The sequence below is a fragment of the Quisquiliibacterium sp. genome (assembly GCF_982640115.1).
In genome coordinates, this window is record NZ_CEXFHW010000004.1 from 1 (window position 1) to 13,505 (window position 13,505).

General features: G+C 70.0%; 20 protein-coding genes. 16 read left to right on the forward strand and 4 right to left on the reverse strand.

The window, feature by feature from the left end:
• Positions 1-189 (reverse strand): histidine phosphatase family protein (locus AC2H6A_RS00830; RefSeq protein WP_484271227.1); only part of this gene is annotated, 189 nt, incomplete at its 3' end.
• Positions 190-290: 101 nt separating this feature from the next.
• Between AC2H6A_RS00830 and AC2H6A_RS00835 the strand changes: the two genes are divergently transcribed.
• The 6 genes from AC2H6A_RS00835 to AC2H6A_RS00860 all read left to right on the forward strand — a co-directional run bounded on the left by AC2H6A_RS00835 (position 291) and on the right by AC2H6A_RS00860 (position 3,606).
• Complete coding sequence (locus AC2H6A_RS00835; RefSeq protein WP_484271228.1) at positions 291-695, forward strand: rhodanese-like domain-containing protein; 405 nt, start codon at positions 291-293, stop codon at positions 693-695.
• 97 nt (positions 696-792) lie between these two features.
• Positions 793-1,053 carry a glutaredoxin 3 gene (grxC, locus tag AC2H6A_RS00840; protein ID WP_484271229.1) on the forward strand — a complete coding sequence of 87 codons (261 nt, stop codon included), beginning with the start codon at positions 793-795 and terminating at the stop codon, positions 1,051-1,053.
• A 27-nt stretch (positions 1,054-1,080) separates the two neighbouring features.
• Positions 1,081-1,569: a protein-export chaperone SecB gene (secB, locus tag AC2H6A_RS00845; RefSeq protein WP_484271230.1), complete on the forward strand. Its 489-nt coding sequence runs from the start codon at positions 1,081-1,083 to the stop codon at positions 1,567-1,569.
• A 20-nt stretch (positions 1,570-1,589) separates the two neighbouring features.
• On the forward strand, positions 1,590-2,042 hold the full coding sequence (locus AC2H6A_RS00850; protein WP_484271231.1) for an SH3 domain-containing protein: 453 nt from the start codon (positions 1,590-1,592) through the stop codon (positions 2,040-2,042).
• 9 nt (positions 2,043-2,051) lie between these two features.
• The gene (locus AC2H6A_RS00855; RefSeq protein ID WP_484271232.1) at positions 2,052-3,062 is read left to right on the forward strand and encodes an NAD(P)H-dependent glycerol-3-phosphate dehydrogenase; all 1,011 of its coding nucleotides are present in this window, start codon (positions 2,052-2,054) and stop codon (positions 3,060-3,062) included.
• Complete coding sequence (locus tag AC2H6A_RS00860; protein ID WP_484271233.1) at positions 3,055-3,606, forward strand: LOG family protein; 552 nt, start codon at positions 3,055-3,057, stop codon at positions 3,604-3,606. The genes AC2H6A_RS00855 and AC2H6A_RS00860 overlap by 8 nt, the downstream gene beginning before the upstream one ends.
• Positions 3,607-3,613: 7 nt before the next feature.
• On the opposite strand, the gene trmL is transcribed toward AC2H6A_RS00860, so the two are convergent.
• On the reverse strand, positions 3,614-4,081 hold the full coding sequence (gene trmL / locus AC2H6A_RS00865) for a tRNA (uridine(34)/cytosine(34)/5-carboxymethylaminomethyluridine(34)-2'-O)-methyltransferase TrmL (RefSeq protein ID WP_484271234.1): 468 nt from the start codon (positions 4,079-4,081) through the stop codon (positions 3,614-3,616).
• 172 nt (positions 4,082-4,253) lie between these two features.
• Positions 4,254-5,168, reverse strand: coding sequence for a phosphoribosyltransferase family protein (locus AC2H6A_RS00870; protein ID WP_484271235.1), 915 nt, complete (start codon positions 5,166-5,168; stop codon positions 4,254-4,256).
• A gap of 39 nt (positions 5,169-5,207) precedes the next feature.
• On the opposite strand from AC2H6A_RS00870, the gene AC2H6A_RS00875 reads away from it, so the two are divergent.
• The 8 genes from AC2H6A_RS00875 to AC2H6A_RS00910 all read left to right on the forward strand — a co-directional run bounded on the left by AC2H6A_RS00875 (position 5,208) and on the right by AC2H6A_RS00910 (position 11,523).
• Entirely contained in the window at positions 5,208-6,158 is a 951-nt protein-coding gene (locus tag AC2H6A_RS00875) for a methyltransferase domain-containing protein (protein ID WP_484271236.1), read from the forward strand.
• A gap of 157 nt (positions 6,159-6,315) precedes the next feature.
• Entirely contained in the window at positions 6,316-6,792 is a 477-nt protein-coding gene (locus tag AC2H6A_RS00880) for a DUF2244 domain-containing protein (protein ID WP_484271237.1), read from the forward strand.
• A gap of 23 nt (positions 6,793-6,815) precedes the next feature.
• A complete protein-coding gene (coxB, locus tag AC2H6A_RS00885) occupies positions 6,816-8,024 on the forward strand; it encodes a cytochrome c oxidase subunit II (RefSeq protein WP_484271238.1) in 1,209 nt (402 codons plus the stop codon).
• A 72-nt stretch (positions 8,025-8,096) separates the two neighbouring features.
• The gene (gene ctaD, locus AC2H6A_RS00890; protein WP_484271239.1) at positions 8,097-9,680 is read left to right on the forward strand and encodes a cytochrome c oxidase subunit I; all 1,584 of its coding nucleotides are present in this window, start codon (positions 8,097-8,099) and stop codon (positions 9,678-9,680) included.
• 17 nt (positions 9,681-9,697) lie between these two features.
• Complete coding sequence (locus tag AC2H6A_RS00895) at positions 9,698-9,808, forward strand: cytochrome oxidase small assembly protein (protein ID WP_484271240.1); 111 nt, start codon at positions 9,698-9,700, stop codon at positions 9,806-9,808.
• A complete protein-coding gene (locus AC2H6A_RS00900) occupies positions 9,805-10,377 on the forward strand; it encodes a cytochrome c oxidase assembly protein (RefSeq protein ID WP_484271241.1) in 573 nt (190 codons plus the stop codon). Before AC2H6A_RS00895 ends, AC2H6A_RS00900 begins: the two co-directional genes overlap by 4 nt.
• Positions 10,377-10,574 (forward strand): DUF2970 domain-containing protein, encoded by a 198-nt coding sequence (locus AC2H6A_RS00905; RefSeq protein ID WP_484271242.1) that lies wholly within the window; start codon positions 10,377-10,379, stop codon positions 10,572-10,574. The genes AC2H6A_RS00900 and AC2H6A_RS00905 overlap by 1 nt, the downstream gene beginning before the upstream one ends.
• An 82-nt stretch (positions 10,575-10,656) precedes the next feature.
• Positions 10,657-11,523, forward strand: a complete 867-nt coding sequence (locus AC2H6A_RS00910; RefSeq protein ID WP_484271243.1) for a cytochrome c oxidase subunit 3 — start codon at positions 10,657-10,659, stop codon at positions 11,521-11,523.
• A 177-nt stretch (positions 11,524-11,700) separates the two neighbouring features.
• Here the strand turns inward: AC2H6A_RS00910 and AC2H6A_RS00915 are convergent, their stop codons facing one another.
• Complete coding sequence (locus AC2H6A_RS00915) at positions 11,701-11,916, reverse strand: twin transmembrane helix small protein (RefSeq protein WP_484271244.1); 216 nt, start codon at positions 11,914-11,916, stop codon at positions 11,701-11,703.
• Between AC2H6A_RS00915 and AC2H6A_RS00920 the strand changes: the two genes are divergently transcribed.
• Both AC2H6A_RS00920 and AC2H6A_RS00925 read left to right on the forward strand, forming a co-directional pair.
• A complete protein-coding gene (locus AC2H6A_RS00920; RefSeq protein ID WP_484271245.1) occupies positions 11,915-12,742 on the forward strand; it encodes an SURF1 family protein in 828 nt (275 codons plus the stop codon). The two genes, AC2H6A_RS00915 and AC2H6A_RS00920, sit on opposite strands and share 2 nt — an antisense overlap.
• A complete protein-coding gene (locus tag AC2H6A_RS00925) occupies positions 12,708-13,502 on the forward strand; it encodes a hypothetical protein (RefSeq protein WP_484271246.1) in 795 nt (264 codons plus the stop codon). The genes AC2H6A_RS00920 and AC2H6A_RS00925 overlap by 35 nt, the downstream gene beginning before the upstream one ends.
• Positions 13,503-13,505 lie beyond the last annotated feature (3 nt).

Genomic DNA, 13,505 nt, shown 5'->3' on the forward strand with positions numbered 1-13,505 from the left:
GAGGTCGACATCGGTCCAGCCGGTGAACCGGTTCTCGAGGTTCCACTGGCTTTCGCCATGGCGCAGCAGCACGAGGGTGTGGGGCATGATCGGGGCGGGGTGATGAGGGGGCGGGTGCGGCGCATGGCCGCGCCAGACCCGAAGGATACCGGGGTCGGCGTCCGGGCTTGGCTTATACTCGGTGCACAAGCCGTCCGGGTACCCGTTCGGCCTGTGCCGGTTCTGCCGGCCCGTCCCGCCGCGCGCGCCGCGCCGGCCGTGTCCCTCCCGCTGGTCGCCCTACCCCGCCCGTGAATTTCGTCACCGAGAACATCGTCCTCATCGCCATCGCGTTCGTCTCGGGCGCGATGCTGCTGTGGCCCGCCATCCAGCGGCGCACCGGCGGCCCGGCCCTCGACAGCCTGGCTGCCACCCGTCTCATCAACGACGCCCATGCCGTGGTGCTCGACATCCGCGACGCCAAGGAGTTCGAGGCCGGCCACCTGCCCAACGCACGCCACATACCGCTGGCCGAGCTCGCTGGTCGGGCTGGCGAGCTGCCGGCAGGCAAGCCGGTGCTGGTCTGCTGCAACACCGGGCAGCGCTCGGCCGGTGCGGCCGGCGTGCTGCGCAAGGCCGGTCGCGACCAGGTCTTCAACCTCGCCGGTGGCCTGCAGGCCTGGCGCCAGGCCGGCCTGCCGGTGGTACGGCAGTAGCCGGCGCGCCGCTTGCGCTGCCGCCCCCGCCCGCCGCGTCCATCACCCGCCGCCGTCAGCCCCCGCCGTCCAGGCCGTTCTCACCCAGGAGCCCGCCATGACCGCCAGAGTCACCATGTACAGCACCTCGGTCTGCCCCTACTGCGTCCGCGCCGAGCAGCTCCTGCGCCAGCGTGGCGTGGCCGAGATCGACAAGATCCGCATCGACGCCGATCCCGCGCTGCGCGACGAGATGATGGCCCGCACCGGCCGTCGCACCGTGCCCCAGATCTACATCGGCGACACCCATGTCGGCGGCTTCGATGACCTCGCCGCCCTCGACCGTGCCGGCGGCCTCGTGCCCCTGCTGGCCGGCTGAGCGCCCGCCCTCTCTCCAGGAACCGCCATGTCCGCCCAGCCCAGCACCGACACCGTCTTCGGCATCCAGCGCATCTACCTCAAGGATCTCTCCCTCGAGATCCCCAACGCGCCCCAGGTCTTCCTCGAGACCCAGGCGCCCGCGGTCGAGATCCAGCTCGATGTCGGCGCCCAGACCGTGGCCGATGGCATCCACGAGGCCACCGTCACCGTCACCATCACCACCCGCATCGGCCAGAACACCGCCTTCCTGGTCGAGGCCAAGCAGGCCGGCATCTTCGAGATCCGCAACCTGCCGGACGAGCAGCTGCCGCTGGTGCTGAACGTGGTGTGCCCGAACATCGTCTACCCGTACCTGCGGGCCAATGTGGCCGATGTCATCCAGCGCGCCGGCTTTCCGCCCATGCACATGGCCGAGATCAACTTCGAGGCGCTGTACCAGCAGCGCCTGGCGCAGCAGCAGGCCGAAGAGGCCGCCGCCCGGCCGGGCATCTACGTGCCCAACGGGGCGCGCTAGCCGCCTGCCGGCACTGGTTCGTGGCTGCCTCGCTGCCCGTTCGCGTCCTGTGCCTGCTGGCCGGCGGTCTGCTGTCCGCGGCGGCGGCGGCCTCGGAGTACCGGTCTGTGGGTGTGGCGGCGGCCGTCCTCTATGACGCCCCCTCGCCGCAGGCTCGCAAGCTCTGGCTCGCGCCGCGCCACTCGCCGCTCGAAGTGGTGTCCACGGTGAACCAGTGGGTCAAGGTGCGCGACGCCTCGGGTGATCTCGCCTGGGTCGAGCGCGGCGATCTCTCCGCCACCCGCACCGTGGTCACCCGTCTGCAGGCCGGCGTGCGCAGCGCCGGGCAGGAAGGCGCCGAGGTGCTGTTCACCGCCGATCGCGGCGTGGCCCTTGAGCTGCTCGACCCGGCCCTGGTCTCGGGCTGGGTCCGGGTGCGCCACCGCGACGGCACCGCCGGCTGGGTGCGCGCGGCCGACGTCTGGGGTCTCTGAGAGCGCGCGGTGCGGATTGCCGTGCTGGGGGCGGGCGCCTGGGGAACCGCGTTGGCCGTGCACGCTGCGGCGGCCCATGCCGTGCTGCTGCATGCTCGCGACGCTTTGCAGGCGGCCCGTCTGCAAGGCGATCGCCGCAATGAGCGCTATCTGCCCGGGGTCGTCCTGCCGTCGGCGCTTCAGGCCAGTGCCAGTCTCGGCGCGCTGATCGATTTCCTGGCCGAGGCGGGTCCGCGCGACGGGCTGCTGGTGATCGGCACCTCGGTGGCCGGGCTGCGGCCCTCGCTCACCGCATTGCGTGATGCCGCGGGTGCGCGCCTCGCGCAGGTGCCGCTGCTGTGGCTGTGCAAGGGGCTCGAACGCGACACCGGCAGCCTGCCGCACCAGGTGTTGGCGCAGGTCTGGCCCGAGGCGGTCGGCGCGCCACTGTCCGGGCCGAGCTTCGCGCAGGAGGTTGCCGCAGGGCTGCCGGTGGCGCTCACCGTCGCCGGGCCGCCACCGGTGGTCGAGGCGGCGCTGCGCGGTCTGCACCACGGCGCGGTGCGCCTGTACCGCTCCGACGATGTGGTTGGCGTCGAGATCGGCGGGGCGCTCAAGAATGTCATCGCCATCGCCGCGGGCATCTGCGACGGACTGGCCCTGGGCCACAACGCCCGGGCGGCGCTGATCACCCGCGGGCTGGCCGAGATCGCCCGCTTCGGCGTCGCCCGCGGCGCGCGGCCCGAGACCTTCATGGGGCTCACCGGCCTGGGCGATCTCGTGCTCACCTGCACCGGAGACCTCTCCCGCAACCGCCGGGTCGGGATGGCACTGGCCGCCGGCACACCGCTGCCGCAGGTGCTGGCCGATCTCGGCCATGTCGCCGAGGGCGTGCCCTGCACCGCCGAGCTGCTGCGCCAGGCCGCCGAGGCGGGCGTCGAGGTGCCGATCGCGGCGGCGGTGCAGGCGGTCATGGATGGCCGGCTGAGCGCCCGTGAGGCGGTGCTGGCCCTGCTGGCTCGCGAGCCGCGGCATGAGTAGCGGCGCCGCGCGTGCGGTCTGCGTCTTCTGCGGCGCCAAGAGCGGCAATGATCCGCGCTGGGTGAACGCGGCCTTCGACTTCGGCCGGGCGCTGGCTGCCCGCGGCTGGACGCTGGTCTATGGCGGCGGCAATGTCGGCCTGATGGGCGCGCTGGCCGACGGGGCGCTCGCCGGCGGCGGCGAGGTGGTGGGGGTGATCCCGCGCAAGCTGGTGGAGCGCGAGGTGGCGCATCGCGGCCTCACCCGGCTGGAGGTGGTTGCCGACATGGCCGAGCGCAAGACCCGGATGATCGCCATGTCGGACGCCTTCGTGTCCCTGCCCGGCGGGTTGGGCACGCTCGATGAGCTCTTCGAGGTGCTCACGCTGGCGCAGATCGGCTACCACGCCAAGCCCTCGGCGCTGTTCAATCTCGAGGGCTACTGGGATCCGCTGCTTGCCGCCTGCCGGGCGATGGTCGAGGCCGGCTTCGTGCACGACGCCGATCTGCGCACCCTGCGCGCCGCCGACAGCATCGAGACCACGCTCGACGCGATCGCCGGCTGAGGCCCTCTCAGGGCGCCATGCCCTCGAAGCCGAACTGCCGCCAGGCCTCGAAGACCGTCACCGCCACCGCATTCGAGAGATTCAGGCTGCGGTTGCCCGGACGCATCGGCAGCCGCAACTGCTGCCCGGGCGCGAACTGCGCCAGCACCGCCTCGGGCAGACCTTCGGTCTCGCTGCCGAAGACCAGCCAGTCGCCGCGCGCGAAGCGCACCTCGTCGGGCCTGCGCGTGCCGCGGGTGGTCAGGGCGAACAGCCGTCCGCCGGCGCTGGCGGCGAGCAGTGCCGGCCAGTCCTCATGCACGGTCATGCGGGTGAACTCGTGGTAGTCCAGTCCGGCGCGGCGCATGCGGGCGTGGTCGATCGGAAAGCCGAGCGGGCGCACCAGATGCAGGCTGGCGCCGGTGTTGGCGCACAGCCGGATCACATTGCCGGTGTTCGGCGGGATCTGCGGATGGACGAGGACGACGTGGATCACGGCTGGGCGGTCGATGGGCGCGGGCCGCCATGGTGCCAGTCCGGGCAACGACGGCGCTGTCTGGCCGTGTCGGGCCGGGGTTTGTGGGTGTCGGGCTTGCCGGCCTTGGCCGGCGTGGCTCTGCGGGCCGCGTGCGTGTCGACGAGGCGCTCGTGGAGCCGTCGGTATCGGCTCAGGCGGTTCGCGCGACCGCCGCGAGGATCACCCGCCGCACCCCGGCGGCGATCAGCGTCCGGGCTGCGGCATCGGCGGTTGCGCCGGTGGTGATCACATCGTCGACCAGCACCACCTGCGCCGGCAGGCGAATGGGTCGAGCCCGGAAGGCATCGCGCAGGTTGCGGCTGCGGGCGGCCTGGTCGAGACGCGACTGCGCCTCGGTGGCCCGCACCCGCGTCAGCGCCGGCAGCACCGGCAGGCCCAGGCCGGCGGCAAGCCCGCGGGCCAGGACGCCCGCCTGATCGAAGCCGCGCTCGCGCAGCCGTCCGGCCGACAGCGGCACGGCCACCACGGCGGCTTGCCCGTCGGTCGCCGCCTCAGCGCGGGTTCCCGCCTCGCTGGTGGCTGCCGGTGCGTGCCGCCGTGCCGCCCCCGGCGCGGTCTGCGGCGTCGCCCCCAGCGCCGTTCGCAGCGCCGGGGCCAGGCCCAGCCGAAGCTCGCGGCCGAGCGCGTGCGCCAGGCCGAGCTGGCGGTCGAACTTGACGGCACCGATCAGGCGGTCGAGCGGCGGTGCGTAGTCGGCCAGCACGCAGCAGGCTTCGAAGGCGAATCTCTGCGCGGTGCAGGCGGTGCAGCCCGTTGCGCTCAGGCCCAGCGCACAGCGCGGGCAACGCGCGCGCGCCCGGCCAGGCAGGGCGAGTCGGCAGTGCCGGCAAAGGCCCGCGCCGGGCTGGCGCAGCGGCCCCTCGCACAGCGCGCAGGCCCTCGGCAGCCAGGCATCGAGGGCCGTGCCCAGGGCAGGCGCTGCGCGACGCCAGAGGCCGGCGGCGACACCGGGTGCGGTGAGCCGGGGTGCGGCGACATCCGGTGCGGCGACATCCGGTGCGGCGACACGGGGTTTGGCGAGTCGGGTCATGATGAGCCGGGGCATGCCGGGGAGCTTAGCGGGCCGCGCCTATACTGCGGGGCGATGCTCGAACCCTGCGACCTAGACCGCAAGGCCTTGCGCCTGCAGGCCGAGCGACGCGCGGCCGACCCGGCCGAGCGCGACTTCATCGCCCGCGAGGTCCATGGCCGCATGCTCGAGCGGCTGGACTTCGTCCGCCTCGCGCCGTCGCTGGTCCTCGATGTGGGCTGCGGCCGTGCGGCCGGCAGCTCGGCCCTGGCAGCCCGCTACCCTCAGGCCCTGTGCCTGGCGATCGACCTTTCGCCCGCGGCGCTGCGGCACGGCCGCATCGCGCCGCCGCGCGCCGGGCCGGCCGCCCGCCTGGCCGGCTGGCTGCGCCAGGCCCTCGCCCCGTCGTCCCCGACGCCCGGCGAACGCCCCGCCGGCCCGCCTGCCCTGCTGGCGGCCGACACCCACCGGCTGCCGCTGCCGGATGCCTGCGCCGACCTGATCTGGTCGAACCTCGCCTGGCACCAGTTTGTCGATCCGCTGGCGGTGCTGGCCGAGTGGTACCGGGTGATCCGTCCCGGGGGGCTGCTGATGTTGTCGGCCTTCGGGGTCGATACCCTGCGTGGCCTGCCCGGGATGGCGGCAGACGCCGCCCGGTTCCCGGACATGCACGACATCGGCGATGCGCTGGTCTCGGCCGGTTTCGCCGAGCCGGTGATGGATGCCGAGCGGATCGCTCTGGGCTACCGCAGCCCGCATGACCTGATCGCCGAGTGGCGGGCGGCGCTCGGCGGCAATCCGCGGGCCGACCGTCGTCGCGGCCTTGCCGGGCGCGCCGGCTTCCAGCGGGCGCTCGACGCGCTCGCGGCCCATCGCGACGCCGAGGGCCTGATCCCGGTCGGTCTGGAGCTCATCCACGGCCATGCCTGGTGTCCGCCGCAGAAGAAACTGCCCGCCGGCCTGGCGCCAGTTCGTTTCATTAACCGCAACGACGCAGGGGCTGTGCCCAGGCCCCGCGAGGAATGAACCTCGGCTGCGCCCGGGAGGCGACGGCAGACGGCTCGGGTGGAAGTCCGGCGACGCCGCGGATTTTGCCCAGTCCATCAGCCCCCGTATAATGCAGCGCAACACGCGGTTGCCGTGCCGGAGCCCCCGGCGCGGGCCGTACGCCTCTCGTCCAGCCATGCCGTATCGGTGGGTCCATCAGGCGCAAGCCGGTTCGCAGCAGTGGCTTCTGCGGCGTAATTGCGCCCTGTCGCCCCGGCAACTGGCGGCCTGCTTTGCGGCCGTTGGTGTCGTCACCCTGCTGATCTCGGCGGTGTTCGCGGCCCAGGGTGCCTGGCTGGTGGTGCCCTTCGCGGGCATCGAACTGGTGGCGCTGGCGGTTGCCTTCCTGGTCCATGCCAGGCACGCGGGCGACTACGAGCGCATCGTCCTGGCGGATGGCAGCGTGCTGGTGGAACGGTTGCACGGCGGCAGCCTGGCGCGGGTCGAGTGCCAGGCCTCGTGGGTGAGGGTGGAGTACCAGGGCGCCAGGCGGGAGCTCATCCGGCTGGTGGCTGCGGGCAGGGAGATGGCCGTCGGGCGGTTCGTGCCCGACGCCGAACGCACCCGGCTGGCGCGTGAACTGCGCGCCTCGATCGCCGGCTGGCAGGTTTAGCTGACGGGAACTCGGAACGAGACATGGCACGACACACTGGTGAACGCATGATCCTCAAGAAACTTGCCCACTGGGCCACCGCTGCGCTCGTTTCGGGCGCCTCGGGGCTCGCCATGGCCGTGTCCGACATGCCGGGCGGCCCGCGGGTCAACCAGCTCAACATCGCCGACCCGGTCACCGCCATCGCGCGCGGCCAGCACTGGATCCACAACGTGCTGCTCTGGGTCTGCCTCGCCATCTTCGTGGCGGTGTTCGCGGTGATGTTCTATTCCATCTTCGCCCATCGCAAGTCGAAGGGCGCCCAGTCGGCCGACTTCCACGAGAGCACCTCGGTCGAGATCGCCTGGACCGTCGTGCCCTTCATCATCGTGGTCGCGCTCGGCGTGATCGCCACCGGTGATGTGGTCGCCCAGAAGGACACCTCCAATGCCGACCTCACCGTCAAGGCCACCGGCTATCAGTGGAAATGGGGCTACGACTACCTGAAGGGTGAGGGCGAGGGCATCACCCTGCTCTCCACCCTGGCCACCCCGCGCGAGCAGATCGAGGACAAGAACTACCCCGATGCCCGTGCCAAGCGCGAAGCCAACCCCACCTACCTCATGGAGGTGGACAACCCGCTGGTGGTGCCGGTGGGCAAGAAGGTGCGTGTGATCACCACCGCCAACGATGTCATCCACGCCTGGATGGTGCCGGCCTTCGGCGTCAAGCAGGACGCCATCCCCGGCTTCGTGCGCGACACCTGGTTCCGCGCCGAGAAGGTGGGCACCTATCGGGGTCAGTGCGCCGAGCTCTGCGGCAAGGACCACGCCTTCATGCCCATCGTGGTCGAGGTCAAGTCCGAGGAGGACTACCGCAAGTGGGTCGAGGCCAAGAAGAAGGAGATCCTCGCCCGCCAGGACGACCCGAACAAGGAGTGGCTGGTCGCCGACCTGCAGGCCCGAGGCGAGAAGATCTACGCCGCCAACTGCGTGGCCTGCCATCAGGCCACCGGCAAGGGCGTGCCCGGCGCCTTCCCGGCGCTCGAGGGCAGCAAGCTCGTGCTCGGGCCGCAGGATGGTCAGATCGAGCTGCTCCTCAAGGGCAAGGCCGGCACGGCCATGGCCTCCTTCAAGCAGCTCTCCGACACCGAGCTGGCTGCGGTCATGACCTACACCCGCAATGCCTGGTCCAACAAGGCCGAGGACAACATCATCCAGCCCAAGGAAGTCCTCGCCGCCCGCGGCAAGTAATCGAGCGCCGGCCGGGTTGCCTGCGGGCGCCGGCCGCACCGCCTTTTCCCGAGATTCATCAGGAGCCGATCCATGAGTGCAGTGCTCGACCACCACGACGATCACGACCACGCGCATGACCATCCCCATGGCTGGCGGCGCTGGCTGTATGCCACCAACCACAAGGACATCGGCACGATGTACCTGTGGTTCTCGTTCACCATGTTCATCGTGGGTGGCCTGAACGCGCTGCTGCTGCGCACCGAGCTGTTCCAGCCCGGCCTGCAGATCGTCAACCCCGAGTTCTTCAATCAGCTCACCACCATGCACGGGCTGATCATGGTGTTCGGCGCGATCATGCCGGCCTTCGTGGGCTTCGCGAACTGGCAGATCCCGCTCATGATCGGCGCGTCCGACATGGCGTTCGCGCGCATGAACAACTTCAGCTTCTGGCTGCTGCCCCCGGCGGCGCTGCTGCTGATCGTGTCGTACTTCGTGCCGGGCGGCGCCACCGCCGCGGGCTGGACCCTCTACGCCCCGCTGTCGGTGCAGATGGGCCCGGGCATGGACCTCGGCATCTTCGCCATGCACATCATGGGCGCGAGTTCCATCATGGGCTCGATCAACATCGTCACCACCATCCTGAACATGCGCGCACCCGGCATGACGCTGATGAAGATGCCGCTGTTCGTCTGGACCTGGCTGATCACCGCCTACCTGCTGATCGCGGTCATGCCGGTGCTCGCCGGGGCGATCACCATGGTGCTCACCGACCGCCACTTCGGCACCAGCTTCTTCAACGCGGCCGGCGGCGGCGACCCGGTGATGTACCAGCACATCTTCTGGTTCTTCGGGCACCCCGAGGTCTACATCATGATCCTGCCGGCCTTCGGGATCGTGTCCGAGATCATCCCCACCTTCGCCCGCAAGCGTCTGTTCGGCTACAGCTCCATGGTCTACGCCACCGCGTCGATCGCGATCATGTCGTTCATCGTGTGGGCCCACCACATGTTCACCACCGGCATGCCGGTGACCGGGCAGCTGTTCTTCATGTATGCCACCATGCTGATCGCCGTGCCCACGGGCGTGAAGATCTTCAACTGGGTGGCCACCATGTGGCGCGGGTCGATGACCTTCGAGACCCCCATGCTGTTCGCGATCGGTTTCATCTTCGTGTTCACCATGGGCGGGCTCACCGGCATCATCCTGTCGGTCGCGCCCCTGGACATCGCCCTGCACGACACCTACTACGTGGTGGCCCACTTCCACTACGTGCTGGTCGCGGGCTCGCTCTTCGCGCTGTTTGCCGGCACCTACTACTGGCTGCCCAAATGGACCGGCCACATGTACAGCGAGTCGCTGGGCAAGTGGCACTTCTGGCTCAGCCTGATCACCTTCAACATCACTTTCTTCCCGATGCACTTCCTCGGTCTGGCGGGCATGCCGCGTCGCTATGCCGACTACCCGATGCAGTTCGCCGACTTCAATGCGCTGGTCACCGTGGGTGCCTTCGGTTTCGGCCTGTCGCAGCTGGTGTTCCTGTGGGCGGTGATCAAGTGCATCAAGGGTGGCGAGAAGGCGGCCGACAAGCCCTGGGAAGGCGCTCAGGGTCTGGAGTGGACGCTGCCCAGCCCGGCGCCCTTCCACACCTTCGAGACCCCGCCGGTCGTCAAGTGAGCGTCGAGGGCCGCGCCATGAGCACCATCAGACCCCGCAGCAACCTGCGCACGGCGCTGGTGCTGCTGTCGGTGGCGGCGGTCTTCTTCGCGGGCGTGATCGTCAACCGCGTGCTGTTCGGATCGTGAACCTCTCCATCGCCAACTGGCATCTGTCGGTCAAGCTGCTGGTCATCGCCCTGGCGATGTTCGGGTTCGGCTATGCCATGGTGCCCATCTACCGGGCGATCTGCGAGGTCACCGGCGTGGGCCTCATGACCCAGCGTGACGAGAAGGCTGCCGACTTCGCCCGCAACACCCAGGTGGACACTTCCCGCTCGGTCGTCGTTGAATTCGATGCCAACAGCCGGGGCGCCTGGACCTTCCGGCCTCGGGTGCCGTCGGTCACGGTGCATCCGGGCGAACTGGTCACGGTGGTGTACGAACTCACCAGCATGGTGGGCCGGCCCACCATGGGCCAGGCCATCCCGAGTTACGCGCCCGATGGCTCGGGCAAGTTCTTCCGCAAGCTCGAGTGCTTCTGCTTCAAGCAGCAGGCCCTCGAAGCGAACCAGACCCGGGAGTTCCCGGTGGTGTTCGTGGTCGATCCCAAGCTGCCGGCCGATGTCACCACCATCACGCTGTCCTACACCTTCTTCGAAGTGGCCGGCCAGCCGGGCGTGAAGCCCTCGCCTGCTGCCCCGGTGCAGGGGTCGTGATGGACCGCAACGCTCGCGCCACCTTCGGCCAGACCCTGCGCGCGGTCGGCGCCTCGTTCTTCGGGGTCAGGGGCAGTCGCGCCCACCAGGCTGACATGCGCAGCCTGAACCCGGTGCATGTGATCATCGCCGGCATCGGCATGGCGGCTCTCTTCGTGCTGGCCCTTCTGCTCATCGTGCGGATGGTTGTCCGATGACCTGTCCGCATTCCCGCCGCCCCTCGGGGGCCGGCCTCACCCTTATCCAGAACCGCTCCGGAATCCACCAGGGAGACACCGCATGAGTGCAGCGTCCCACGGCATTGCGCCGTATTACTTCGTTCCCAGTCCCTCCCAGTGGCCGGCGGTCGGTTCCGTCGCGCTGCTCTCCGCCGGTCTGGGCGCCGCCGGCTGGGTCAATGGCGCGGCCTACGGCCCGTGGCTGCTGACGCTCGGCTTCGCCGTGCTGATCTACATGATGTTCGGCTGGTTTGCCGCGGTGGCCCGCGAGTCCGAGGGTGGTCTCTACAATGACCGGGTCGATGTCTCCTTCCGCTGGAGCATGGGCTGGTTCATCTTCTCCGAGGTGATGTTCTTCGCGGCATTCTTCGGAGCCCTGTTCTATGCCCGCGTGATCACCATGCCCTGGCTGGGCGACCTCGATCACAAGTCGGTGCTCTGGCCGGGCTTCACGGCTGCCTGGCCCAATCTCGGCCCGGCGGGTGTGGTGGAGGCCTTCCAGACGATCGGGCCGTGGCCGATCCCCACCATCAACACCGCCCTGCTGCTCACCTCGGGCGTCACGCTCACCTTCGCCCACCATGCGCTCAAGGACAACCACCGCGGCAGCCTGAAGTTCTGGCTGCTGATCACCGTGCTGCTCGGCGCGGTGTTCCTGTCGCTGCAGGCCTTCGAGTACGCACATGCGTACCAGGACCTCAACCTCAAGCTGTCCTCGGGCATCTTCGGTTCCACCTTCTTCCTGCTGACCGGCTTCCACGGCTTCCATGTGTGCGTGGGCGCGATCATGCTCACCGTGGTGCTGTTCCGCATCCTCAGCGGGCACTTCACCGCCGAGAACCACTTCGCCTTCGAGGCCGCGGCCTGGTACTGGCACTTCGTGGACGTGGTCTGGCTTGGCCTGTACGTGGTGGTCTACTGGCTCTAGGAGCCTGCCACCTGCGCTGCGAACCGGCGCCCCTGGCGGGCGCCAGAGACACCGGGGCTGCCGCGCGCAGCCCCGCGTCTTTTCAGGGATCGATGCCCGGGCAGGGCTGGATTTTCGGGGCCGGGGCGGGTGACTGTGCCGCGCCGGGAGTGTGACGGGCGCCGGTGCCCGGAACGCTCATCCGCCGGTTCGGACCGGGATGCCGGTGCTCTGTATCCAGCCCATCGCATGGGCGAACAGGATCAGCAGGAACAGCAGGACGGAGAATCCCACCCGGAAGCTGAGCGCCCTGGCCACGTTGCGGGTGCGGCCGCGGTCGCGAATCAGAAAAACCATCGCAGAACCGAGGCTCGCGAGGATCAGGACGAAGGCAATCACGACGAGCCATTTCATGGGAACGCATTCTATCCCCCCCGCACCGCCCCCCGAGCCGACATCCCCGGCAGGCGAACGCCCATCGGGTCGGCAGGCCTCGGCCTTCGGAGCCTGGTCTCGACTGATCGCGGCGCTCGGCATGGCTGCGGTGGTGGCCATCACCACCTCGCTCGGGCAATGGCAGCTGCGCCGCGCCGACGAGAAGCGCGCGCTGCAGGCACGGGCCGACAAGGCCGCGCAGCAGGCGCCCCTGCGCATCGGGCGTGACCCTCTGCCCGAACCGGTGGATGGCGTGCCGGTGGCCGTGGTGGGGCGATTCCTGCCGCAGGCAAGCGTCTTCATCGACAACCGTACCCACCAGGGGGTGGCGGGCTTCCATGTGCTCACGCCGGTTAGAATCACGGGTGTGTCCGAGCATGTGATGGTGCTGCGCGGCTGGGTGGCCCGCGATCCGGTCGATCGCAACCGCCTGCCCCCCCTCACCACCCCTGACGGCGAGGTCACGCTCACCGGCATGGCCGAACGGCAGCTCGCCCGAACCCTGGAGCTGGCGGCGGCGCGGCCTCCGGGGCCGGACGAGCGCCTCTGGCAGAACTTCGATCCGGCGGTCTTCACCGCATGGTCAGGCCTGAGCCTGCTGCCGTTCGTGGTGCGTCAGGCGCCCGGCGGAGTGGACGACGGACTGGTCAGGCAGTGGCGGGTTGCCGGCGCCGATGTCGACAAGCACCGCGGCTATGCCGTCCAGTGGTTTGCCATGGCCGCCGCCGCCGGTGCGGTTGCGCTGTACCTGTTTCTGAGCCTTCTGCGTCATGCCCGATCAGCCTCCTCCGCCCGCCACGCCTGACCCCGCTGCACGCCGCCGCAACCGGATCAAGCTGCTGGCCATCCTCGCGGTGTGCGCCTCGCCGGTGATCGCGTCCTATCTCGCCTACTACTTCCTCAAGCCCGAGGGCCGTACCAACTACGGCGAGCTTGTTCAGCCGCAGGTGCCGGTGGCCGGCCTGGCCGTGAGCGAGCTGCCAGGGATGAGGTCATCGGCCCCCGCGCCGGCGCCCGCCGCGCTCTCAACCGCCGCCTCGGCATCATCCGCCCCAGCAACTGCCGCCACACCAACCGCCGCCCCACCAACCGCCGCCCCACCAACCGCCGCCTCGGCAACCGCCGCCCCAGCAACTGAAGCTTCGGCAACTGCCTCATCCGGCACCTCCGGGGAATCCAGCCTCGGCCGGTTCCGCGGCCGCTGGATCATGCTTACCACCACCACCGACGGCCGCTGCGCCGACGACTGTGCCCAGCGCCTGTATGTGATGCGACAGGTGCGGCTGACCACCGGCAAGGACCGCGACCGCATCGAGCGGGTGCTGCTGCTGTCCGCCGACGCACCGGTGCCCACCCTGCCGGAAGGCCATGAAGGCCTGCAGGTGCTGCGCACCGACGCTGCCGCGCTGGCCAGCTTGCGGGCCGCGTCGGCGCCAGACCAGACGCCCGGCATCCTCCTGATCGACCCCCTGGGCAATCTGATGATGCGATTCCCCGCCAATCCTGACGCCAGCCGCATGAAGAAGGACCTTGCCAAGCTGCTGCGCGCGTCGCGGGTGGGGTGAGCG